The sequence below is a fragment of the Streptomyces purpureus genome (assembly GCF_014648195.1).
GTDB classification, from domain to species: Bacteria; Actinomycetota; Actinomycetes; order Streptomycetales; family Streptomycetaceae; genus Streptomyces; species Streptomyces purpureus.
Genome location: NZ_BMQQ01000013.1, coordinates 81,420 through 105,099, shown reverse-complemented (window position 1 = coordinate 105,099; position 23,680 = coordinate 81,420). Strand labels below are relative to the sequence as shown.

Here is a 23,680-nt window from a genome sequence, read left to right as displayed (position 1 = left end):
CACCTCCGCTTAACGTCGTCCCGCTATGAGTCACCGACCAACGGTGGCCGCGCACAAGGGAGATCGGGGGTGTACTCGTGCGGATCGGATTGCTCACGGACGGTGGTTTTCCGTATGCGGCGGGTGAGTCCAGGGTCTGGTGCGACCGGCTCGTGCGCGGGCTCGCGCGGCATGAGTTCGACCTCTACGCCCTCAGCCGCAGCGCCTGCCAGACCGCCGCGGGCCTGGTCGACCTGCCTCCCCACGTACGCCAGGTGCGCACCGCACCCCTCTGGGCCCCCGAGGACGACGGCCACACCTACGGCCGCCGCGACCGGCGCCGCTTCGCCCGCCACTACACCGAACTGGCCGCCTCGATCTGCGCCGAGGACGCGGGCGACGCCTTCGCCGAAGGGCTCTACGGCCTCGCCGAGCTGGCCCGGGAGAGCGGCGGACTCCATGCCGCCCTCCGCTCCGAAGTCGCCGTCAGGGCCCTGGAGTCCGCCTGTCGCGCACCCGGCGCGCGCCGGAGCGTGCGCGGGGCGAGCGTCCTCGACCACCTCGACTTCGCCGACCGGCTGGAGCGCGCGCTGCGCCCCCTCTCGCTCGACTGGTACGGCGACGACGGCCTCGCCGCCGCCGACCTCTGCCATGCCACCGCGGGCGGACCGGCGGCCCTGCCCGGACTGTTGGCCAAACGCTTCTTCGGTGTGCCGCTGCTGGTCACCGAGTACGGAGTCCAGCTGAGGGCGCACTACCTCGGCACGGGATCCGCCGCCGACGCACCGAGCGCCCCCGTACGCGCCCTGCTCGCCGCGTTTCACGGCCGCCTGACCGCAGAGGTCTACCGCCAGGCCGCCGTCATCACCCCCGGCAACACCCACGCCCGCCGCTGGCAGGAGAAGTGCGGCGCCGAGCGGGCCAAACTGCGCACGGTCCACCCCGGGATGGAGGCCCGCCGCTTCACCGCGGTCGGCGAGACCGAAGGCGACGAGGACACCCTCGTCTGGGTCGGCCGCATCGAGCCCGCCAAGGACCTCATCGCCCTCCTCCACGCCTTCGCCGAGATCCGCAAGGAAGAGCCGCACGCCCGGCTGCGGATCGTCGCCGCGCCCGTACGCGGCGACGACACGGCCCCCTACCTCGCGCACTGCCGCGCCCTGGCCGCCCAGCTCTTCCCCGACGAGGCCACCGACCCGCACGCCATCGGCGACAACCCCGTCTCCTTCGAGGAGATCGGCGGCCCCGAGGCCCCCACCCTGGCCGACGCCTACGCGGCCGGCGCGGTCGTCGTCCTCTCCTCCGTCGTCGAGGGCTTCCCGGTCAGCCTCGTCGAAGCCATGTTCTGCGCCCGCGCGACCGTCTCCACCGACGTCGGCGCGGTGGTCGAAGTCATCGGCGGCACCGGGCTCGTCGTACCCCCGCGCAATCCGCGGGCGCTCGCCGACGCCTGCCTGGCGCTCCTGCGCGACCCCGAGCGACGGCAGCGGCTGGGCGCCGCCGCCCGCGCCCGCGCGCTCGAACTGTTCACCGTCGAGCAGAACATCGCCGCATTTCACGGCATTTACCTGGAGCTCCTTTCCCACGCCCCGGTCCGCCGCACCGAGACCGGGGTCCCCTTCGCCCACCCCGCCGAGGCCTTCCTCCCCGGCACCTGGACCGGCCCGGGGCGCACCCCCAGCTGGGCCGACGGTCCCGCCCCCGCGGGCGCGGCAGCGGGAAGGAGCCACGACGATGCGTGACGGAACGCCCCTGTGGGGCGAGCGGACCGGAGAGGAGCCCTGGTCCGCCGACGGCCACCAGGAATGGGAGAGCCACGGCGAGGCACTCCTGGAGGAGCAGGCCCTGACCACGCCCGCCCCGGCGCCGCCCGCCACCACCCCCGGGGCGCCCGCCGCCCCCGCCCTCGCACCGCCCCGGCGCGGCCCCGCCGACCCGGTCAAGGCGCTGCTGCACCGGCACCGGGAGCTCTGCGAACGGGCCGTCGATCCGCTGGAGATCGCCGCCGGCCTGGAGGCCCACGGCATGACGGACCGGACCGCCGCCCGCTTCCGGCACCGGGACGTCTTCGCGCTCGCCGAGGAGCTCTACGCGCGCGTGCCCCGCGCCACCGACACCGCCCCCACCCCGGCGGCGGCCGCACCCCCGCCCGCCCCCGGATGGGTCGTCCTCGTCCTGCTGCCCGGCACCGCCGCCGCGCTCACCGCCGCCGGACTGCTCGTCACCGACGGCACTGCCAAGACCGCCGTCGCGAGCGCCGGAGCCGTCGCACTCGCCCTCTCCCTCACTCTCTGCCTCAGGCGCGGCCCCCTGAGAGCGCCCGGGCGGACCGCCCCCGCCGCCGCACTCTGGGTCTGCTGGCTGCTCGCCTACGCGACCGGCGGCGACGGCCTCCTCGACCAGCTGCTCACCGGCGGCCCCGAAGGGCTCTGGCCGCTCACCCCCGCGCCCCTGCTCGCCCTCGCCCTCTCCATCGCCCCCGCCGCCTGGTGCGCCCGCCTCTTCGCCGCCGGCGCCCGCCGCAGGCTCGCCCGCAGCCGCGGCCTCGCCGACTTCGCCGCAGTAACCCGTCCCCTCCTCCTCGGCGCGGTCGCCCTCCACCTATGCGCCCTGGCCGGCCTGCTCACCCTCACCTCAGTGGCCTACGGCGCGGCGGGCGCCGTCCACACGGCGGCCCTCGGCACGCTGCTGCTGGTCGCCCGGCTCCTCACCGTCCACGGCTGCCCCGAGCCCGCCGCCAGGGCGCTCGGCGCCGCCTGCGCCGCCGAAGCGTTCGCCCTTGCGTCCGTGCTCGCCGCCCGCCTCCCCGGCTGCGAGTTCCTCGCCCTGCCGGTCCGGGCCGCCGCCGCGGCCTGGGGACCCGCGGTGATCCCCACCCTGATCTGTGGCCTCACGGCCGCCGCGCTGCTGGCCCACGCCACCGCCGCGCTCTCCCGGGCGTCCGCGCACGCCACCCCCTAGCCCCCCCAACGCGCGCACCCGCGGAGCCGACGCCGCGGGCACGCCCCCCAGTTCCCCGGCATCCGCCGCATCCTCACCAAGGAGACACAGAGATGACCCCCCAACCCCCAGCAACGGCCGGTCGGCACCAAGGGGCCGCGCGATGAGGGTTCTGCTGCTCGGTGCCAACGGGTTCATCGGCCGGTTCGTTGCGGACCGGCTCCTCGCCGACCCCGCGGTGCACCTCACCGCCCTGGGACGCGGCGACGACGCCGACGTACGGTTCGACCTCGCGGGAGGCAGCCCCGGCGCCCTCACCCGCTTCCTCGACGCCGTCCACCCCGGTGTCGTCGTCAACTGCGCCGGAGCCACCCGCGGCGGCGCCCGGGAGCTCACCCGGCACAACACCGTCGCCGTCGCCACCGTCTGCGAGGCCCTGCGCCGCAGCGGCTGCGGCGCCCGCCTGGTCCAGGTCGGCTGCGCCTCCGAGTACGGGCCCAGCCAGCCGGGCTCCTCCACCGCCGAGGACGCGGTGCCGCGCCCCGGAGGCCCGTACGGCGTCTCCAAGCTCGCCGCCACCGAACTCGTCCTGGGCTCCGGACTCGACGCCGTCGTCCTGCGGGTCTTCTCGCCCGTCGGGCCCGGCACCCCCGCCGGGTCGCCGCTCGGCCGGCTCGCCGAGGCGATGCGCCGCGCCATGCAGTCGGGCGACGGCGAGCTGAAACTCGGCGGTCTCGGCGTGCAGCGCGACTTCGTCGACGTACGGGACGTGGCCCGGGCCGTCCACGCCGCCTCGCTCTCGGCCGCCCAGGGCGTCGTCAACATCGGCACCGGACGGGCCGTACGCCTGCGGGACGCGGCCGCCGTCCTGGCCAGGGTCGCCGGCTACGCCGGCTCCCTGCACGAACTGGACGGGCCGCCCCAGCGCCCCGTCATCGGCGCCCCCCGCGGCGAGACGGTCACCGAGCACCTGGCCGCCGCCCCCTTCCCGTACCCGGACGGCTGCGGCAGCTGGCAGCAGGCCGACGTCCGCACGGCCCGCGACCGGCTCGGCTGGCGTCCCAGGATCAACCTGGAGGAGTCGCTGGCCGACATCTGGATGGAGGCGGCGTGCCGCATCTGACCACCACCGGGGCGGAGCGGCTCGGCGTCGGCGTCCCCGGATACGCGCATCCGCTGCTCGCCCCCGTCGAGTGGGCCGAGCTCACCCGGCCCGGCACCCCCCTGCACTGGGCCGTGCTCAATGTCGCCGACGGGCCGGGCAGCCGCCCGGACCCGCACTGTCTGGAGGCCGCGGGCCGGCTCCACAACGCCGGAGTCAGGGTCCTCGGCCACCTCGACCTCGCCCATGGGTCACGCCCGTTCGCCGAGGTGATCGCGGACGCCCACCGCTTCCTGGACTGGTACCACGTCGACGGCTACTACCTGGACCGCTGCCCCACCGACCGGGCCGACCTGCCGGCCGTACGGCGCACGGCGGCCACCCTGGAGGCCGTCCTCGACCACCGAGGACACCTCGTCCTCGGCCACGGCTCCCACCCGCACCCGGGATACCTGGAGATCGCCGACCAACTGGTCACCTTCTCCGGCCCCTGGACGGACTACCGCTGGTCGCAGGTGGCGGAGTGGACCGCGGACCATCCCCCGGAGCGTTTCGTCCACCTCGTCCACGGAGTGCCGCGCACCCACCTGGAGGAGGCCATGCGGATCGCCCGCTGGCAGGGCGCCTCGACGATCTTCTTCACGGACCGCACCGGACAGAACGGGACGTTCCAGGCCCTGCCCGGCTACTGGGACGAAATCGTCTCGCGCATTGGACCAGGTGTCTCGGAATGAGAAGGGCCGTGGCAGTGTTACGGGGAGAACAATCGTTTTGACTCACCGACCAGCTGTATTGATGAGGTCTCCGTGTCGCTGCCACCCCTGGTCGAGCCGGCTGCCGAGCTCACCGTTGACGAGGTCCGCAGGTACTCCCGCCACCTGATCATCCCGGATGTCGGGATGGACGGTCAGAAGCGGCTCAAGAACGCCAAGGTGCTCTGTGTCGGCGCCGGCGGTCTCGGTTCGCCGGCCCTCATGTACCTGGCCGCCGCCGGTGTCGGCACGCTCGGCATCGTGGAGTTCGACGAGGTCGACGAGTCGAACCTGCAGCGCCAGATCATCCACAGCCAGTCGGACATCGGCCGCTCCAAGGCCGAGTCCGCGAAGGACTCCGTCCTCGGCATCAACCCGTACGTGAACGTGATCCTCCACGAAGAGCGGCTCGAGGCCGAGAACGTGATGGACATCTTCAGCCAGTACGACCTGATCGTCGACGGCACGGACAACTTCGCCACGCGCTACCTCGTCAACGACGCCTGCGTGCTGCTGAACAAGCCGTACGTCTGGGGCTCGATCTACCGCTTCGACGGCCAGGCCTCGGTCTTCTGGTCCGAGTACGGACCCTGCTACCGCTGCCTCTACCCCGAGCCCCCGCCGCCGGGCATGGTCCCCTCCTGCGCCGAGGGCGGCGTCCTGGGCGTGCTCTGCGCGTCCATCGGCTCCATCCAGGTCACCGAGGCGATCAAGGTCCTGGCCGGCGTCGGCGACCCGCTGGTCGGCCGCCTGATGATCTACGACGCCCTGGAGATGCAGTACCGCCAGGTCAAGGTCCGCAAGGACCCCAACTGCGCGGTCTGCGGCGAGAACCCCACCGTCACCGAGCTCATCGACTACGAGGCCTTCTGCGGCGTCGTGTCCGAGGAGGCCCAGGAGGCGGCGCTCGGCTCCACGATCACTCCCAAGCAGCTCAAGGAGTGGATCGACGACGGCGAGAACATCGACATCATCGACGTCCGCGAGATCAACGAGTACGAGATCGTCTCGATCCCGGGCGCCCGGCTGGTCCCCAAGAACGAGTTCCTGATGGGCAACGCCCTCCAGGACCTGCCCCAGGACAAGCGCATCGTCCTGCATTGCAAGACGGGTGTCCGCAGTGCGGAAGTCCTCGCGGTGCTGAAGTCGGCCGGCTTCGCCGACGCGGTCCACGTGGGCGGCGGCGTGATCGGCTGGGTCAACCAGATCGAGCCGGAGAAGCCGGTCTACTAGCCGGAGAAGCCGGTCTCCCGGACCGGCGACGCACAGAAGGGGCCGGACCCATGGCGGGTCCGGCCCCTTCTCGTCGCCCGACGCTCAGGACGCCGTCATGAGCAGGTCGTGCCGTGCGTCGGGACCTTGCCGTCGAGCAGATACGCGTCGATCGTCTTCGTCACACAGGAGGCCGTGCCGTACGCGCCGTGCCCCTCGCCCCTGTTGGTGAGCAGCACACCGACGCCCTGGCCGAGCTCGTCCGCCATCCGCCGGGCACCCTCGTACGGCGTGGCCGGGTCCCCGGTCGTGCCGACCACCAGGATCGGCGCGGCGCCCGGCGCGCTCGCCGGCGGGGTGTCGTGCTCGCCCTTGACCGGCCAGTCGGCGCACCAGCCCGCCGTGTCCCAGGCGAGGAACTCCCCGAAGACCGGTGAGATCTTCCGGAACTCCGGCAGCAGGGCCTTGGCTTGGGCCGGCGTGGGCCGCAGGCTGCTGTCGGCGCAGGAGATCGCCCGCTGGGAGTGGGACTGGGTGCCGTAATGCCCCTTCTTGTCCCGGTCGTTGTAGGAGTCCGCGAGGGCGAGCAGCGCCTCGCCCTTGCCCTGCTCCGCCTGGTTCAGCGCCTCGGTCAGATAGGGCCAGCTGGTCTTGGAGTACAAGGGCAGGGCGATGCCGGTCAGGGCGAGCCCGTCGGTGAGCTTGCGGCCGTCGGCGGTCGGCAGCGGCGAACGGTCCAGCTTCGCGAGGAGCTTCGCGATCCGGTCGGTGCCCTTCTTCGGGTCCTCGCCGGTGCTGGTGAGGTAGTTGCCCAGCGCCCGCTGGAATCCGGTCGCCTGTCCGCGCGCGTGGCCCAGGGAGTCCCCGGTCGGGTCGATGACCGCGTCCAGGACCGCCCGGCCGACGTTCTTCGGGAACAGGTGGGCGTAAGCGGCGCCCAGTTGGGTGCCGTAGGAGATGCCGAAGTAGTGGAGCTTGTCGTCGCCGAGGACCTGGCGGACCAGATCCAGGTCCCGGGCGGCGTTGCTCGTACCGACATGGGGGATGACCGTGCCGGAGCGGCGGGCGCAGCCGGCGCTGAAGTCGCTGTTGTCCTTGATGTACGCCGCGGCCTCGGCGTCCGTCTCCGGCGTGAGGTCGGTGCTCGCCTCGGAGCGGGCGATCTCCTTGTCGTCCCGGCAGACCACGCCCGAGCTGCGGGAGACGCCGCGCGGATCGAAGCCGACCAAGTCGTAGCGGCCGCCCAGCTTCTCGTACTCGCCGGCCATCCGGGGCAGGATGTCGACGCCCGAGGCGCCGGGGCCGCCGAAGTTGAAGAGCAGCGAGCCGATCCGGCGGTCCTTGTCGCGGGCCTCCTTGCGGATCAGCGCCACGGAGATCGTCGGCCCGGAGGGCTTCGCGTAGTCCAGCGGGACCTTCACGCGCGTACAGCGCCAGGCCGCGGCGGGACGCTCGCCGCCGTCCGGGGCCTTGCAGTCGCCCCACACCGGCCGCTGTCCGGTGAGCGAGACGGGCAGCGGACTCCCACCTTCGGTGGGGGAGGCGGCGGTGTTCTTGGCGTCGCCCGGCGACGGGGAGTCACCTTCCACGCTCTCGGCGCCCTTGGCGTCGCAGCCGACGGCCGTCGCGACGACCATCAGCGCGGCGACCGTCAGCGTCGCGGCCCGTACCCGCATGGTCATGCCGTACCCCGCTTTCCGAACCGGACCGCCATCCTAGGGGGCGGCTCGGACAGTCGGCGGGAGCGGCGCTACTGGCAGACCGTGCCGGCGGCCGGGATCTTCCCGGACAGGAAGTACGCGTCGACGGTGTTCTGCACGCACTTGCTGCCGCTGTTGTAGGCGCCGTGGCCCTCGCCGCGGTACGTGACCTCTACACCGACGCCCGTGCCGAGGGCCTGGATCATCTTGCGGGTTCCCTCGTAAGGAGTCGCCGGGTCGCCGGTGCCGCCGACCACCAGAATGGGGGCCGAGCCGGGGGCGCTGACATCGGGGTGGTCCCAGGTGCCGGGCACCGGCCACTGCGAGCAGTTCATCAGGGACCAGGCCATGAATTCGCCGAAGACCGGCGACGCGGCCCGGAACTCGGGGACTTTCGCCTTCGCCTGCTCGGCGTTGTAGCGCTCCTTGAAGTCGACGCAGTTGATGGCGGCGTTGGCGGCCTGCAGATTGCTGTAGTCGCCCTCCTGGTTGCGGCCGTTCAGCGCGTCCGACAGGGCGAGCAGAAGGGCGCCGTTGCCTCCGTCGGCCTCGTCGAGCCCCTGCTCCAGGAGCGGCCACAGCTCCTTGGAGTAGAGGGCCTGGAGGATGCCGTTCACGGCGTGCGACTGGGTGAGCATGCGCTCGCCCATGCCCTCGATCGGCTTCTTCTCCAGCTCGGCCAGGAGCCCGGTGATGAACGACTCGATCTCCTTGGGGGTGGAGCCGGGCAGTCGGCACTCGCCACCACGGGCGACGCAGTCGGCGGAGAAGTTGTCCAGCGCCAGCTGGAACCCCTTCGCCTGGGCGAGCGTGCCCTGTTGCGTCCCGGCGGTCGGGTCGATGACGGCGTCGAAGAGGGCCCGTCCGACGTTCTTGGGGAACAGGTGGGCGTAGACGCCGCCGAGTTCGGTGCCGTAGGAGACCCCGAAGTAGTACAGCTTGTCGTCGCCGAGGACCTGGCGCATCAGGTCCAGGTCGCGTGCGGCGTTGGTGGTCCCGACGTGCGGCAGCTCGTCGCCGGAGTTCTTCTCGCAGCCCTCCGCGTACTTCTTCAGGTTGTCGGTGAAGGTCTTCTCCTCGGCGGTGTCGTCGGGGGAGGAGTCCTCGGCGTAGTACGCGTCGAGCTCGCGGTTGCCCAGGCACTCGACGGCTTCGCTGCGACCGACCCCGCGCGGGTCGAAGCTGACCAGGTCGTAGCGGGTACGCAGCCGCTCGTAGTCCTTCGCGAAGGACGGCAGGCCGGTGATGCCGGAACCGCCGGGGCCGCCGAAGTTGAAGATCAGCGAGCCGATGCGGCGGGCCTGGTCGGAGGCGCGGGCGCGGATCAGCGCGAGCTCGATGGTGTCGCCGTCGGGCTTGGCGTAGTCGCGCGGGGCGTCCATGAAGGCGCACTCCCAGATGGTGCCGCCGGGCAGCGGCGAGGGGGCGGGGCCGCCGCCCTCCGCCTCGGACGGCGCCGGGCACTTCGACCACTCCAGCGTCTGGGTGGCCAGGTCCCTGGGGCCGTCCGCGGCCGCGTCCTTGTCGCCGTTGTCGGTGCACCCGGCGGTGATCAGGACGGCTGCCGCACCGGCGGCGGTGGCGAGGAACGCGGCGTGCCGCGCGGCGGAGGAGGTCGGCATGCGTCCATCGTGCGCCGGGCCGCCCGGCCCCGCGCGGGGCCAGGGCCAAGCGGGTGGCCCGGCCGGCCGGGCGGCAGGAGCCCGGCGGCCGTGCGGGGGTACCTAGAGGGAGCCCCGCCGGGTGAGTGAGTTGAAGCTGAACCACCCCGGCAGCACCGGTAGCCACAGCGTCAGCAGCCGGTACAGCAGCACCGCCGGTGTGGCGACCTCCAGCGGCAGCCCGAACGCGACCAGACCGAAGGTCAGCGCGCCCTCCACGGCCCCGACACCGCCCGGCGTCGGCGCCGCCGACCCCAGCGCGTTGCCGGCCAGGAAGACGACCGCGATGCTGGCATAGGTCAGCTGTTGGTTGCCGTGGTCGAAGGCTCTGATCGACGCGTCCAGGCAGAGCACGAAGAAGCCGCTCAGCAGCAGCATGCCGCCGATGCCGGTGACGAGCTTCATCGGCCGCTGGAGGACGTCCAGCATGCGCGGGACGACACCGGCGAACAGCGACCGCAGCCGGGTCGAGACGAACTTCCGCAGGAACGGGATGGCGGTGACCACCAGCACGAGGACCGCCACCGTCAGCAGCCCGGCGATCACCGTCCTGGACGGGGTGAACGACCGGGTCTTCTCCGTGCCGGTCAGATAGCCGAAGGCGAGCAGCAGCAGGATGTGCGCGCCGAGCCCGAAGAGCTGGGAGGCGCCCACACTCGCCACCGCGAGGCCCGGGCGGACCCCGGAGCGCTGGAGGAAGCGGGTGTTCAGCGCGACACCGCCGACCGCCGCCGGGGCGACGATCTTCACGAAGGACCCGGCGACCTGCGCCACCACCGTCCGCCAGAACGGGACCCGCTCTGGTACGAACCCCAGCAGGCTCATCGCGGCCGCCACGTAGGTGAGGGCCGAGAAGAGCACCGCCGCGATGAGCCAGCCCCAGTTGGCCTGGGCGATCGTCGACAGCGGCGTACGGGCGACCTGGGAGAGCAGGAAGTACGCGGCGATGGCGCCGGCGATGAGGCTGATGAGCGTGCGCGGCTTGATGCGCTCGAGGCGGACCGGTTCCACCGGGGCCTGCGGCTTGATCAGCAACACCTGCTGGCGGATCTGGGCGAGCAGGTCCTCCTCGCGGGCCTCGTCGAGCGCGACGTCCAGCGCCCGCTTCTCGGCCTGCTTCTCGGCCCGGACGGCCTTGCGGTCCGCCTTCGCCTCGCCGGCCCGCGCCGCCTCGGCCCGGGCCTGCTTGGTTGCCTCGGACGCGGCGAGGACCGCCTCACGCTCCCGCTTGGAGCGCTCGCGGGCCAGTTTCCGGAGCGTCGCGCGCGTGGAGCGGCTCAGCGCGATCGGCTGGAGCAGCGGCAGGCAGTCGGCGATGGCGTCGGGGCCGAGTACCTCGACCGCGGCGGCCACCGCGCGCTCCGCGCCGACCCGCAGGCCGAGCGTGGTGAGCAGCTGGGCGATGTCCATCCGCAGCACGATGTCGCCGGCCGCGATCTCGCCGCCGCGCAGATCCGTCAGGATGACCTTGCCGGAACGATCCACCAGGATGGCGTCGCCGGTGAGCCTGCGGTGCGCGATCCGGCGCGACTGGAGCGCCCGTACCTGCTGCCAGGCGTCGCATACGAGCTGGTCGGTGATCTCCTCGTCCTCGAGCGAGTCCAGGGACCGGCCGCCCAGGTGCTCGTAGACGAGCATGACCGCGTCCGGCCCCAGCTCGGAGGTGGCGATCAGCTTCGGCGCGTTGGCCCCGGCGGCGATGGCCGCGTACGCGAGCAGCGCCTCCTGCTCCAGGGCCTGGCGCAGCGATTGGATGGAGCGCCGGGTGGTGATGGCGCGCAGGGTGAGCCGGCGCCAGACCCGGTAGAAGAAGCCCTGCGCCTGCTGCTCCCGGTCGACGACCGTGACGTCGAGCGGCGGGCCGTCCTCCAGGGTGACGATGTAGCGCCGGCCCCGGTCGCCGTGGTCGGACGACTCCGGGGCGCCCTCGACGCGCATCGCCGTGACCGGGCGGAATCCGACCCGGCGGAGCCCCGCGAGGAGGTTCTGCCCGGTGGGACGGACGTTGGGGGAGCCGACCGCGTAGAGCGTGCCGTACGCGACCGTCCAGCCGATCAGCACGGTCAGGATGATCGAGAACGGCGTGGTGTACCCGGCCACCAGCATGGCGAACGCGTCGAGCAGCAGCACCGCCCACAGCACCACGCGCCAGCGGGGCCGCCTGGCCATGCCGACGGCGGTCATGTACGCGATGACCGGCGCGAGGTAGCCGTGCACCGGATCGGTCAGGCCGCCGCCGGACTGGACGCGGGTCAGGGCCTCCTGGAGCGAGCCGGGGGCCGCCCTGGCGACCCAGAGATCGGTGGCGAGGGTGACTCCGTGCGCGAGCACGGCGGCGAGGACGCCGTCGGCGATGCGCAGGCCGTCGCGTTTGATCAGCCGCTCGATGGCGAAGGCGACCGGGACGAGCAGGACGGCGATGCTGGAGGCGAGTCCGGCGAAGTTGACGAAGACGCGGGGAGCGCCTTGGGTGCCCTTGCTGATGTCCTGTTCGAGGCCGGTGGTAGTGCCGTGCGCGAAGGCGGCGATGGCGAGGACGACGGCGATCGCGAGCACGCCCACGAGGAGGCGGAGCAGGTCGGAGGGGCGGTGCACGCGCGCGGCGAGCAGCGGCTCGTCCCCGGAGACCCGCTCGACGTGCTCGTCGGAACGGTCGCCAGGGCCGCCCTGGTCGGGGTGGCGGCCCTCGTTGGAGGCGGGGTCGGGGGCGGGAGGGGGTGCGTTGCCGGGGGTGGGGGTGGAGGCAGGGACGTGGCCGGGCTCGGACTCGGGGGTGGAGGCCGGGGCGTGACCGGGCTCGGAGTCGCGCTGCGGACGCGGTGATTCCGGGCGTGGCTCGGCGTCAGGGGTGCGTTCGCCCTCCGGAGGCTGCACGCCGTGCCCCTTCGTCGTCTCGGTCTCTTCTTGATCTCGTATCACCAGTCACCGCCCGCACGATGGTGGCACGACCGGCCGACAGCGGACGCCATCAGGGTGCACCGCGGGGGCGCGCGGTGCGCAAGCGGCGCCCTCGGCTCCACCGTGCCACCGGTCTCACGTTCCAGCGTGCACTGTCCGCGCCGTAAGGCAGGATGGGCCGGATGAGCGATGAGGTGCCAAACCTGCCCGAGCTGCCTGAGTACGCCGAGCGGGTGCTGGAGGTCACCGAACACATCCCTCCCGGCCGGGTGATGACGTACGGGGACGTCGCCGAGTGGCTGGGCGAGGGCGGCCCGCGCCAGGTGGGCCGGGTGATGGCGCTGTACGGCTCCGCGGTCCCGTGGTGGCGCGTGGTGCGCTCCGACGGCACGCTGCTGCCCGGCCACGAGGTGAGGGCGCTCAGCCACTACCGCGCGGAGGGTACGCCCCTGCGGGAGGCGGCGCGCGGCGCGCGGGGGCACGTGCCGCGCCTCGACATGCGCAGGGCGCGATGGGACGGCGGCGGTGGCCGTGGCGCGGACGCCGAGGGGAGTGCGGGAGCTCACACGTGACAGCTTCGGCCATACGGCGGTGCGACGGGCACTCTGAGGAGCGTACGGAGTACGTGCCGGGCGTTGGTTCGAGTGGTGCGCCGGTTGGTTCGAGTGGTGCGGTGGCCGCGGACGGCCTGCGCCGGCGCCCGACGGTCTCCGGCGTGGACCGCCTGCGTGCCGGGCCTCGCGTCGCGTAGCGTTTTCCGGCACCCCGAGCTCCCTCACCACCAGCACACCCACCAGGACCGGCGATCCACGTGAGTTCCTCCTCCACCACCCGGCGTACGCCGTACCAAGGACCGGTACGGCCGAAGCCCCCGGGCGCGTACCGACTGGTGCGTACCCCGCCGGACCCGGTGGACCCCCCTCTCCTGGACGCGTCCCAGCGGGCCGTGGTTGAGCACGCGCGCGGACCGCTGCTCGTTCTCGCAGGTCCCGGCACAGGCAAGACCACGACGCTGGTCGAATCGGTCGCCGCGCGCGTGGAGCGGGGCGCGGATCCGGAACGGCTGCTTGTCCTCACCTTCAGCCGCAAGGCGGCGGTGGAACTGCGGGACCGCATGGCGGCGCGTCTGGGGGGCGCGCGGACGCCGCAGGCCACCACCTTCCACTCCTACTGCTACGCCTTGATCCGCGCGCACCAGGACGCGGACCTCTTCGCCGAGCCGCTGCGGCTGCTGTCCGGCCCGGAGCAGGACGTCGCCGTACGGGAGCTGCTGGCCGGCCAGCTCGACCTGGAGCGCGACGGCCTGGCCGGCATCGACTGGCCCGACGACCTGCGGGCCTGCCTCACCACGCGCGGCTTCGCCGACGAGGTGCGCGCCGTCCTCGCCCGGACCCGGGAGCTGGGCCTCGGCCCGCGCGCCCTGGCCCGGTTCGCGGCGCGGGTGGGGCGGCCGGACTGGAAGGCGGCGGCGGGCTTCCTCGCCGAGTACCTCGACGTCCTCGACATGCAGGGGGTCCTGGACTACGCGGAGCTCGTCCATCGCGCCGTACTTCTCGCGGAGCGGGTGGCCCTGCCGGAGTACGACGCCGTGTTCGTGGACGAGTACCAGGACACGGACCCCGCGCAGGTACGGCTGCTGGGCGCGCTGGCCGGCGGCGGCCGGACGCTGGTCGCCTTCGGCGACCCGGACCAGTCGATCTACGCCTTCCGGGGCGCCGACGTGAACGGCATCCTCGACTTCCCGGACACCTTCCGCCGCGCGGACGGCCGTACGGCCCCGGTGGCCGTCCTCACCACCTCCCGGCGCTCCGGCGACCGGCTGCTCGCGGCGACCCGGCTGCTCACCCAGCGGATGCCGCTGCCCAGGCTGCCCGCCGACAAGGCCCGCGCCCACCGCGAGCTGGCCCCGGTCCGCGAGGGCGGCCGGGTGGAGACGTACACCTACCCGACGGCCTCCACCGAGGTCGACAACATCGCCGACCTGCTGCGCCGCGCCCACCTGGAGGACGGCGTCCCCTGGAACGCGATGGCGGTCCTGGTCCGCGCGGGCACCCGCGTCCCGGCCCTCCGCCGCGCCCTGACCTCCGCCGGGGTCCCCCTGGAAACCGACTCGGCGGACACCCCGCTACGGGACGAACCCGCGGTCTCCCCTCTCCTGACCGCCCTCCGCGCGACGGCCACGGCCCCTCCACCGGGGCCGGCCGAGGCGGAGTCCGCGCCCGCGGAGGCCGGGGGCGGGCAGGCTGTGCCCCCGTCCGCGGGGGTCGGGGCGACGCCCGAGGCAGACGGACGGCTCGTCGGGGCGGACTCCGTGCTGCCGACGGTGAAGCCGGAGGCCGGCGACGCGGCCGCCGCGTCGGACTCCGTGCTGCCGGCTGCGGGGCCCGGGGCCGGCGACGCGACCGTCGAGGCGGACGGCCCGGACGTCGACGGAACCCCCGAGGCGGACGGCCGACGCCTCGACGCGGCCGCCGCGGCGGACTCCGTGCTGTCGGCCGCGGCGCCCGGGGCGGACGCGGCCACCGAGGCGGACGGCCCGGACGCCGACGGAACCCCCGAGGCGGACGGCCGACGCCTCGACGCGACCGCCGCGGCGGACTCCGTGCTGCCGGCTGCGGGGCCCGGGGCCGGCGACGCGACCGTCGAGGCGGACGGCCCGCGCCTCGACGCGGCTCCCGAGACCGACGGCGTGTCCTGGCTCGACACCGACACCGCTCTCACCCTCCTCACCTCACCCCTCGGCGGCATGGACGCCGCCGATCTGCGGCGGCTCGGGCGAGCCCTGCGCGACGAGGAGCGGGCGGGGGGCAATCGCATCCCGCCGCCCTCCGACGTGCTTCTCGCCCGCGCGCTCGCCGAGCCCGAGCGGCTCGCCGTCCACGACCCGGCGTACGCCCGGGGCGCACTGCGCCTCGGCGAGCTGCTGCGGGACACCCGCGCGCTGCTGCACAACGGCGGCACCGCCGAGGAGGCGCTCTGGCTGCTCTGGAACGGCACGGGGTGGCCCCAGCGGCTCCAGCGCGCAGCCCTGCGCGGGGGCGCCGCTGGGCGCAACGCCGACCGTGACCTGGACGCCGTGTGCGCGCTGTTCGAGACCGCCGCCCGGGCCGAGGAGCGCACCGGCGGCCGCGGCGCCCTCAACTTCCTCGAAGAGCTCGACGCCCAGGACATCGCCGCAGACACCCTCTTCCGGCGCGCCGCCCGCCCCGACGCCGTACGCCTCATGACCGCCCACCGCTCCAAGGGCCTGGAATGGAGCCTGGTGGTCGTGGCGGGCGTGCAGGAGGGCCTCTGGCCCGACCTGCGCCGCCGCGGCTCCCTCCTCGAAGCGGACCGCATCGGCCGCGACGGCCTCGCCGAGCCACTCCCTCCGGGCGCTCTCCTCGCCGAGGAACGCCGCCTCTTCTACGTCGCCGCCACCCGCGCCCGCGACCGGCTCGTCGTCACCGCCGTCAAGGCCCCGGCCGACGACGGCGACCAGCCCTCCCGCTTCCTGACCGAGCTCGGCGCCGAGCCCAAGGACGTCACCGGCCGCCCCCGCCGCCCCCTCGCCGTCGCCGCGCTCGTCGCGGAGCTGCGCGCCACGACCGTCGACCCGGACGCGAGCCCCGAACTCCGTGACGCCGCCGCCCGCCGCCTCGCCCGGCTGGCCGCGCTCACGGACGACGAGGACCAGCCGCTCGTCCCGGCGGCCCATCCGTACCGCTGGTGGGGTCTGTACGACGCCACGCACTCCACCGCGCCGCTGCGGGACCGCGACCGTCCCGTCGCCCTCTCCGGAAGCGCGCTCGACCAGCTCGCCAACACCTGCGCCCTCCAGTGGTTCCTGGGCCGCGAGGTCAAGGCGGACGCCCCGGCCACCGCCGCCCAGGGCTTCGGCAACGTCGTCCACGTCCTCGCCGACGAGGTCGCCTCCGGCCGTACCCCCGCCGACCTCGCGGTACTCATGGAACGCCTCGACTCCGTGTGGGACGCGCTCGCCTTCGACGCCCCCTGGAAGTCGGTCCAGGAGAAGGAGCACGCGCGCGTGGCGCTGGAGCGCTTCCTGCGCTGGCACGTCATGGACCGCGGCGGCCGCACCCCCGCCGCCACGGAGCACGGCTTCGACGTGACCCTGGAGGCGGGCGAGTACGCCGTACGGATCCGGGGCTCCATGGACCGGGTCGAACGCGACGAACAGGGCCGCGCGTACGTCGTCGACTTCAAGACCGGCAAGTCCGCGCCGACCAAGGACGAGGTCGCCCACCACCCCCAGCTCGCGGTCTACCAGCTCGCCGTACGCGAGGGTGCGGTCGACGAGGTCTTCGACGGCCACCGCCCGGCCTCCGGCGGCGCCGAACTCGTCCAACTGCGCCAGGCAGCCCCGCAGAAGGAGGGCGGCGACGCCCTGCCCAAGATCCAGGCCCAGGAGCCCCTCTCCGGCGAGTGGGTCGGCGACCTGCTGGCCACCGCCGCCGGCCGGGTCCTGGACGAACGCTTCACCCCCACCACCGGCCAGCACTGCACCCACTGCGCATTCCGCGCCTCCTGCAGCGCCCAGCCCGAGGGCCGCCACATCGTGGAATGAGGCGTCGTCGCAGCCCTGGCGTCACGTGCCCTAGATCACGTCACGAACTGTGCATCCATAGGAACCCCACAGGAGTCGGATCCCCGGGCAAAGAAGCTACGGAGGAGTGAGATGAAGATGGCGGCCAACCGGAAGATCTGGGTCGCGGCGATGGTCTGCGCGGCCACCGTCGTCGGCGTGACGGGCTGTTCGAAGGGCGACGAGAACAAGGCCAAGAGCGACAAGAAGGAGCCGGTGGCCTCTGCCTCCGCCAGCACCCCGCCGCCCCCGGTCGACCCCTTCAAGGGGCTCGACGCCGACACGATCGCCGACCGGGCTCTGACGGCCACGAAGGGCGCGACCTCGTTCCGCATGGTCGGCGACGGCGAGGCGGACGGTGAGCAGCTGAAGCTCGACCTCGCTCTGGACGACAAGGGCGCCTGCATCGGGAAGATGGGTCTCAAGGACGCCACCGCGGACCTCCTCCGTGCCGACAAGGTCATGTACATGAAGGCGAATGCCAAGTTCTGGCAGGTCACCGCCGGTGAAGGAGCCTCCGCCGAGGAGGGGAACGCCATGGCCGAGGTGCTCAAGGGCCGCTGGATGAAGATGTCCGGCAAGAACGCGGGCGAGCTGGCCGATGTGTGCGACCTCAAGTCCCAGCGGAAGGAGATGGACAAGGACCGCGGGAAGCGGACCGGCATGACCAGGGGCGCCGACACGGAGGTCGACGGCAAGGCCGCCGTCACCCTCACCAAGAAGCAGAGCAACGGCGACACCTTCACCATGTACGTCGCCAAGGAAGGCGAGCCCTTCGTCCTGAAGACGGTCGAGACGGGCAGCGACGGGCCGGGCACGCTCGTCCTCTCGGAATACAACAAGCCGGTCAAGGCCACCGCGCCGCCGGCGGACCAGGTGATGGACCTGGCCAAGTTCGGCGGCTGACGAAGCCTCCGGCGTGCGCCCGCCGCAGCGGAGTAGCGGGCGCACGCCCCAGGGGTGAGGCTGGTGACGGGGGAATCCGTGAGGAGGCTCGCATGGCGTCCCAGCGACGAATACTGCGCACCGCGACGGCTGTCGCGACGGCCGCCGCGACAGCCGTATGCACGGCCGTGATCGTCGGGGCCGCTCCGGCGGCTGGATCCCAGGCGCTCCCTTTGCCGGCGTACGCGCGGGCCGCCGCCCCCACTCCCTCGCCGGACCCGTTCAAGGACCTCAGCGCCGACGAGATCGGCGACCGCGCCGTCGAGGCGACGCAGTCCGCGACCTCGCTGCGCATGAGCGGCCGGGGCGTCTCGGACGGTCAGACCCTCGACCTCGACTTCTCGGTGAACGACCAGGCTCAGTGCACGGGGAAGCTCACGGTGGAGGGCGGTGTCGCCGAGCTGCGGCAGGCGGGCGGGGACACGTACATGAAGGGCGACGAGAAGTTCTGGCGCGCCTCCATGACCTCCCAGGGCATGCCCGAGGCGCAGATCGGCCCCACGATCGAGCTCCTCAAGGGCCGCTGGCTGAAGATCGCGCCGGGGCAGGAGGGCAGCACCGATCTGGCCGGGGTCTGTGACCTCAAGGCCCTGCTGGCCGACCTCGGCAAGGACGAGGACGACCGCACCGGCCTCACCCGGGGCGCCGACACCAAGGTCAACGACACGCCCGTGGCCACGCTGGTGAAGAAAAAGGCCGACGGGGAGACGACGACCGTGTACGTCGCGAAGGAAGGCAAGCCCTACATCGTCCAGATCGTCAAGAAGGGCGGTGACGAGCCGGGCACGATGCTCCTCTCCGACTTCGACAAGCCGGTGAAGGTCGTCCTCCCGCCCGCCGACGAGACCGTGGACCTGGAGAAGCTCGAACGCGGAACCGCCGTCTGACACCGCCCCGCCCCCGGCCGCCGGGCCGCGCGGCCGGGGAGTGTCAGTGGCCGCGGCTAGCCTCTCTGAGGTGACCGCACGAATCTCCGACCCCGAGCAGCTCAAGGAGCTCCTCGGCATCCCGTTCACCCCGGAGCAGACGGCCTGCATCACCGCGCCGCCCGCCCCGCAGGTCATCGTGGCCGGAGCCGGTTCCGGCAAGACGACGGTGATGGCCGCCCGGGTGGTCTGGCTGGTCGGCACGGGGCAGGTCGCCCCCGAGCAGGTCCTCGGGCTCACGTTCACCAACAAGGCCGCCGGCGAGCTCGCCGAGCGCGTCCGCAAGGCGCTCGTACGGGCCGGGGTGACCGACCCCGACGTCATCGACCCGGACGATCCGCCCGGCGAGCCCCGCATCTCCACGTACCACGCCTTCGCGGGGCAGCTCCTGACCGACCACGGCCTGCGCATCGGCCTGGAGCCCACCTCCCGGCTCCTCGCTGACGCAACCCGCTACCAGCTCGCCGCGCGCGTGCTGCGCGAGGCACCCGGGCCGTACCCCGCGCTGACCAAGTCCTTCCCCACGCTGGTCGGCGACCTCCTCGCCCTCGACGCGGAGCTCTCCGAGCACCTCGTACGCCCCGCCGACCTCCGCGCGTACGATTCCGCGCTCCTCACCACCCTGGAGTCGGCCAAGCTCAGCAACGCGGACCTGCGCAAGGTCCCCGAGGCCGCCGCCGCCCGCCGGGAGCTGCTCGACCTCGTCGTCCGCTACCGCGCGGCCAAGCGCGCCCGCGACCTGCTCGACTTCGGCGACCAGATCGCCCTCTCCGCCGAGCTGGCGACGACCCGCCCCGAGGTCGGCGCGATCCTCCGGGACGAATTCCGGGTCGTCCTCCTCGACGAGTACCAAGACACCTCCGTCGCCCAGCGCCTGCTGCTGTCCGGACTCTTCGGCGACGGCACGGGCCACCCGGTGACCGCCGTCGGCGACCCCTGCCAGGCCATCTACGGCTGGCGCGGCGCCTCCGTGGCCAACCTCGACGACTTCCCGGCCCACTTCCCCTACGCCGACGGCGCCCCCGCCACCCGCTTCTCACTGAGCGAGAACCGGCGCAGCGGCGGCCGCCTGCTCGACCTCGCCAACGGCCTCGCCGAGCCGCTGCGCGCCCGGCACGCGGGCGTGGAGGCGCTGCGCCCGGCCCCCGGCGCCGAGCGGGACGGCTCGGTCCGCATCGCCCTCCTCCCCACCCACGCCGAGGAGATCGACTGGCTCGCAGACTCCCTCGCCCATCTGGTCCGTACGGGCAAGGAGCCCGGCGAGATCGCCGTCCTGTGCCGTACGGCCACGGACTTCGCGGCCATCCAGGCCGCCCTCGTCGCGCGCGACGTCCCGGTCGAGGTGGTCGGCCTCTCCGGGCTGGTGCACCTGCCCGAGATCGCCGACCTGGTCGCCGTCTGCGAGGTCCTCCAGGACCCCGGCGCCAACGCCTCGCTCGTACGGCTCCTGACCGGCCCCCGCTGGCGCATCGGCGCCCGCGACCTGGCCCTGCTCGGCCGCCGCGCCCGGCTCCTCGTCCACCGCTCCCCGGGGGACTCGGACGATCCCGACGAGCGCCTGGCCGCGGCCGTCGAAGGCGTCGACCCGGCCGAGGTGATCTCGCTGGCCGACGCCCTGGACACCTTCATCGCCGCGAACGGCGACGACGACGGCCTGCCCTTCTCCGCCGAGGCCCGGGTCCGCTTCGCCCGCCTCGCGGCCGAACTGCGCGACCTGCGCCGCTCGCTGGCCGACCCGCTGATGGACGTGCTGCACCGCGTCCTCGCCGCCACCGGCCTGGAGGTCGAGCTCTCCGCCTCCCCGCACGCCCTCGCAGCCCGCCGCCGCGAAACGCTCTCCCACTTCCTCGACATCGCCGCCGGCTTCGCCTCCCTCGACGGCGACGCCACCCTGCTCGCCTTCCTCGGCTTCCTGCGCACCGCCGCCCAGTACGAGAAGGGCCTCGACAACGCCCTCCCGGGCGGCGAGAACACGGTCAAGGTCCTCACCGCCCACAAGTCCAAGGGCCTGGAGTGGGACGTGGTGGCCGTCCCCGGGCTGGTGGTGAGCCAGTTCCCCAGCAGCCGCGCCCGCGAGTCCTGGACGTCCCAGCCCCAGGTCCTGCCGCACGCACTGCGCGGAGACGCGCCGACGCTGCCCTCCCTCGACGAATGGACTGCGCGGTCCATGAAGACGTTCAAGGAGCGGATGAGCGAGCACCAGCACACGGAGGAGCTCCGCCTCGGCTATGTGACCTTCACCCGGCCCCGCTCCCTGCTGCTCACCTCCGCGCACTGGTGGGGCCCCTCCCAGAAGCGGCCCAGGGGCCCGTCGTCGTTCCTCCACGCGCTGTACGACCACTGCGCGGCCGGCTTCGGCGAGATCGAGGTCTGGGCGGACGAGCCCGAGAAGGACGCCGAGAACCCGGCCCTCGACGAGAAGCGGGCCGACCAGGCCTGGCCCCTGCCGCTGGACCCCCTGTCCCTGTCCCGCCGCCGCGCCGCGGCGGACACGGTCCTGGCCTACCTGGACGCCCCGGAGCCCACCGACGAGCCCACCGACGCCCCCGGCCCGGGCGAGGACGCCTGGCCTGAGGAGGAGCCGTGGCCCGACGAAGCCCCCTGGCCGGACGACGAGCCTTGGCCCGACGACGAGCCCTGGCCCCAGGACGCCCCGGAGCCCTCCGACACCCCACCGGCCCCCCATCCTGAATCGGCCCCCCACCCGGAACCCGTCCCGCACGCCCAGGCCGTCCCGCACGCCCGCGTCGCCCCCGAAGGCCCCCGGCTCACCCCGGAGGAGGCCCGGCTCGTCGCCTCCTGGGACCGCGACCTCGACGCGCTCACCGGCGAGCTGCGGCGCGCCCGCGCCACCACGCGCGACGTCCCGCTGCCCGCCTCCCTCTCGGCCTCCCAGCTCGTCCGCCTCGCCGCCGACCCGGACGGCTTCGCCGAGGAGCTGGCCCGCCCCATGCCCCGGCCGCCGCAGCCCGCGGCCCGGCGCGGCACGCGGTTCCACGCGTGGGTGGAATCCCGGTTCGACGCGCTCCCGCTGCCCATGCTCGGCCCCGAGGAGCTCCCCGGCGGCGAGGAGTTCGCCGACGAGCCCGAGATCGCCGACGAGCGCGACCTCGCCCGGCTCAAGGAGGCCTTCGAGCTCACCCCGTACGCCCACCGCACCCCGTACCGCGTCGAGGCCCCCTTCCAGCTCACCCTCGCCGGCCGGGTCGTCCGCGGCCGGATCGACGCCGTCTACCGCGACGAGGCCACCGGCGCGTACGAGATCGTCGACTGGAAGACCAGCCGCACCCGCACCGCCGACCCCCTCCAGCTCGCCGTCTACCGGCTCGCCTGGGCCGAGCGCCACGGCCTCCCGCCCGACCAGGTCACCGCCGCGTTCGTCTACGTACGCACCGGCGAGGTCGTCCGCCCCGGCCGGCTGCCCGGCCGCGCGGAGCTGGAGCGCATCTTGCTGACCGGGACACCCGACCGGCCCATCCCCGGCGCCGGATAGGCTCAGGAACATGAGCGACACCCCGGACAGCGCCGTCCAGACCGCACGGACCCACGCCGTACGCGCCTACGTCGAGCAGCACCGCGCCGCGTTCCTCGACGACCTCGCGGCCTGGCTGCGCATCCCGTCCGTGTCGGCGCAGCCCGGCCACGCCCCCGACGTACGGGCCAGTGCCGAGTGGCTCGCGGCGAAGCTGACGGAGACCGGTTTCCCCGCCGTCGAGGTCTGGGAGACCGCCGGGGCCCCCGCCGTCTTCGCCGAGTGGCCCTCCGACGACGAGAACGCGCCCACGGTCCTCGTCTACGGCCACCACGACGTCCAGCCCGCCGCCCGCGAGGACGGCTGGCACACGGACCCGTTCGAGCCCGTCGTCCGGGACGGCCGGATGTACGCGCGCGGTGCCTCCGACGACAAGGGTCAGGTCTTCTTCCACACCCTGGGAGTACGCGCCCACCTCGCCGCCACCGGACGCACCACCCCCGCCGTCCACCTCAAGCTCCTGGTGGAGGGCGAGGAGGAGTCCGGCTCCCCGCACTTCCGGGCGCTGGTCGAACAGCACGCGGACCGCCTCGCCGCCGACGCCGTGATCGTCTCGGACACCGGCATGTGGTCCGAGACCACGCCCACCGTCTGCACCGGCATGCGCGGCGTCGCCGACTGCGAGATCGAGCTGTACGGCCCCGACCAGGACATCCACTCCGGCTCCTTCGGTGGAGCCGTGCCCAACCCGGCCACCGTCGCGGGCCGCCTGGTCGCCGCCCTCCACGACGAGGACGAGCGCGTCGCCATCCCCGGCTTCTACGACGGAGCCGCGCCGCTCGACGACGCCGAGCGCGCGCTGATCGCCGAGCTCCCCTTCGACGAGTCGTCCTGGCTGGCCACCGCGAAGTCCCACGGCGTCCTGGGTGAGGCCGGGTACTCCACCCTGGAGCGCGTCTGGGCCCGCCCGACCGCCGAGGTCAACGGCATCGGCGGCGGCTACCAGGGCCCCGGCGGCAAGACGATCGTCCCCGCCTCCGCCCAGCTGAAGATCTCCTTCCGGCTGGTCGCCGGCCAGGACCCCGACAAGATCGAGCTGGCCGTACGCGACTGGCTGGCTGCCCGGGTCCCGGCCGGCATCCGGTACGAGATCACCTTCGGCGCCCCCACCCGGCCCTGTCTGACGCCGCTCGACCACCCCGCCCTCCGGTCCGTCGCCAAGGCCATGAGCCTGGCCTTCGACGGCGCCAAGATCCGCTTCACGCGCGAGGGCGGCTCCGGCCCGGCCGCCGACCTGCAGGACGTCCTGCACGCGCCCGTGCTCTTCCTGGGGATCTCCGTGCCCTCCGACGGCTGGCACGCCCCGAACGAGAAGGTCGAGCTGGACCTGCTGCTCAAAGGCGTCGAGGCCGCGGCACACCTGTGGTCCGAGCTGCCCACCGCGCGATTCTGACCTGTGATCCTGCCGATCCTGACTGAACGCACACCGATCCGGGGGAGTTGGAAGT

At 73.6% G+C, this 23,680-nt stretch carries 14 protein-coding genes; 11 read left to right on the top strand and 3 right to left on the bottom strand.

The annotated features are described in order from the left end of the window. Positions 1–77: 77 nt before the first annotated feature. The 5 genes from IEZ01_RS18225 (at position 78) to moeZ (ending at position 6,006) form a co-directional block, all read left to right on the top strand. Positions 78–1,721, top strand: coding sequence for a DUF3492 domain-containing protein (locus IEZ01_RS18225; RefSeq protein WP_189202621.1), 1,644 nt, complete (start codon positions 78–80; stop codon positions 1,719–1,721). After that, complete coding sequence (locus tag IEZ01_RS18220; protein WP_189202619.1) at positions 1,714–2,940, top strand: hypothetical protein; 1,227 nt, start codon at positions 1,714–1,716, stop codon at positions 2,938–2,940. Before IEZ01_RS18225 ends, IEZ01_RS18220 begins: the two co-directional genes overlap by 8 nt. Positions 2,941–3,082: 142 nt before the next feature. Further along, positions 3,083–4,042, top strand: coding sequence for an NAD-dependent epimerase/dehydratase family protein (locus IEZ01_RS18215; protein WP_019889251.1), 960 nt, complete (start codon positions 3,083–3,085; stop codon positions 4,040–4,042). Further along, complete coding sequence (locus IEZ01_RS18210; protein ID WP_189202617.1) at positions 4,030–4,755, top strand: spherulation-specific family 4 protein; 726 nt, start codon at positions 4,030–4,032, stop codon at positions 4,753–4,755. The genes IEZ01_RS18215 and IEZ01_RS18210 overlap by 13 nt, the downstream gene beginning before the upstream one ends. A gap of 72 nt (positions 4,756–4,827) precedes the next feature. Beyond that, positions 4,828–6,006, top strand: coding sequence for an adenylyltransferase/sulfurtransferase MoeZ (gene moeZ / locus IEZ01_RS18205; RefSeq protein WP_019889253.1), 1,179 nt, complete (start codon positions 4,828–4,830; stop codon positions 6,004–6,006). A gap of 95 nt (positions 6,007–6,101) precedes the next feature. On the opposite strand, the gene IEZ01_RS18200 is transcribed toward moeZ, so the two are convergent. The 3 genes from IEZ01_RS18200 to IEZ01_RS18190 form a co-directional block, all read right to left on the bottom strand. Continuing rightward, the gene (locus IEZ01_RS18200; protein ID WP_189202615.1) at positions 6,102–7,667 is read right to left on the bottom strand and encodes an alpha/beta hydrolase; all 1,566 of its coding nucleotides are present in this window, start codon (positions 7,665–7,667) and stop codon (positions 6,102–6,104) included. A gap of 68 nt (positions 7,668–7,735) precedes the next feature. Continuing rightward, positions 7,736–9,307, bottom strand: a complete 1,572-nt coding sequence (locus IEZ01_RS18195; RefSeq protein ID WP_189202613.1) for an alpha/beta hydrolase — start codon at positions 9,305–9,307, stop codon at positions 7,736–7,738. Between the two features lie 102 nt (positions 9,308–9,409). After that, entirely contained in the window at positions 9,410–12,220 is a 2,811-nt protein-coding gene (locus IEZ01_RS18190; RefSeq protein WP_019889256.1) for a lysylphosphatidylglycerol synthase transmembrane domain-containing protein, read from the bottom strand. Positions 12,221–12,426: 206 nt separating this feature from the next. Between IEZ01_RS18190 and IEZ01_RS18185 the strand changes: the two genes are divergently transcribed. The 6 genes from IEZ01_RS18185 to IEZ01_RS18160 all read left to right on the top strand — a co-directional run bounded on the left by IEZ01_RS18185 (position 12,427) and on the right by IEZ01_RS18160 (position 23,625). Next, on the top strand, positions 12,427–12,816 hold the full coding sequence (locus tag IEZ01_RS18185) for an MGMT family protein (protein WP_019889257.1): 390 nt from the start codon (positions 12,427–12,429) through the stop codon (positions 12,814–12,816). Positions 12,817–13,055: 239 nt separating this feature from the next. Then, on the top strand, positions 13,056–16,811 hold the full coding sequence (locus IEZ01_RS18180) for an ATP-dependent helicase (protein ID WP_019889258.1): 3,756 nt from the start codon (positions 13,056–13,058) through the stop codon (positions 16,809–16,811). A 117-nt stretch (positions 16,812–16,928) separates the two neighbouring features. Continuing rightward, a complete protein-coding gene (locus IEZ01_RS18175; protein ID WP_028797948.1) occupies positions 16,929–17,735 on the top strand; it encodes a hypothetical protein in 807 nt (268 codons plus the stop codon). Between the two features lie 92 nt (positions 17,736–17,827). Then, entirely contained in the window at positions 17,828–18,661 is an 834-nt protein-coding gene (locus IEZ01_RS18170) for a hypothetical protein (protein ID WP_189202611.1), read from the top strand. 70 nt (positions 18,662–18,731) lie between these two features. Continuing rightward, entirely contained in the window at positions 18,732–22,193 is a 3,462-nt protein-coding gene (locus IEZ01_RS18165; RefSeq protein WP_189202609.1) for a UvrD-helicase domain-containing protein, read from the top strand. A gap of 10 nt (positions 22,194–22,203) precedes the next feature. After that, positions 22,204–23,625 carry a dipeptidase gene (locus IEZ01_RS18160; RefSeq protein WP_189202607.1) on the top strand — a complete coding sequence of 474 codons (1,422 nt, stop codon included), beginning with the start codon at positions 22,204–22,206 and terminating at the stop codon, positions 23,623–23,625. Positions 23,626–23,680: the final 55 nt, after the last annotated feature.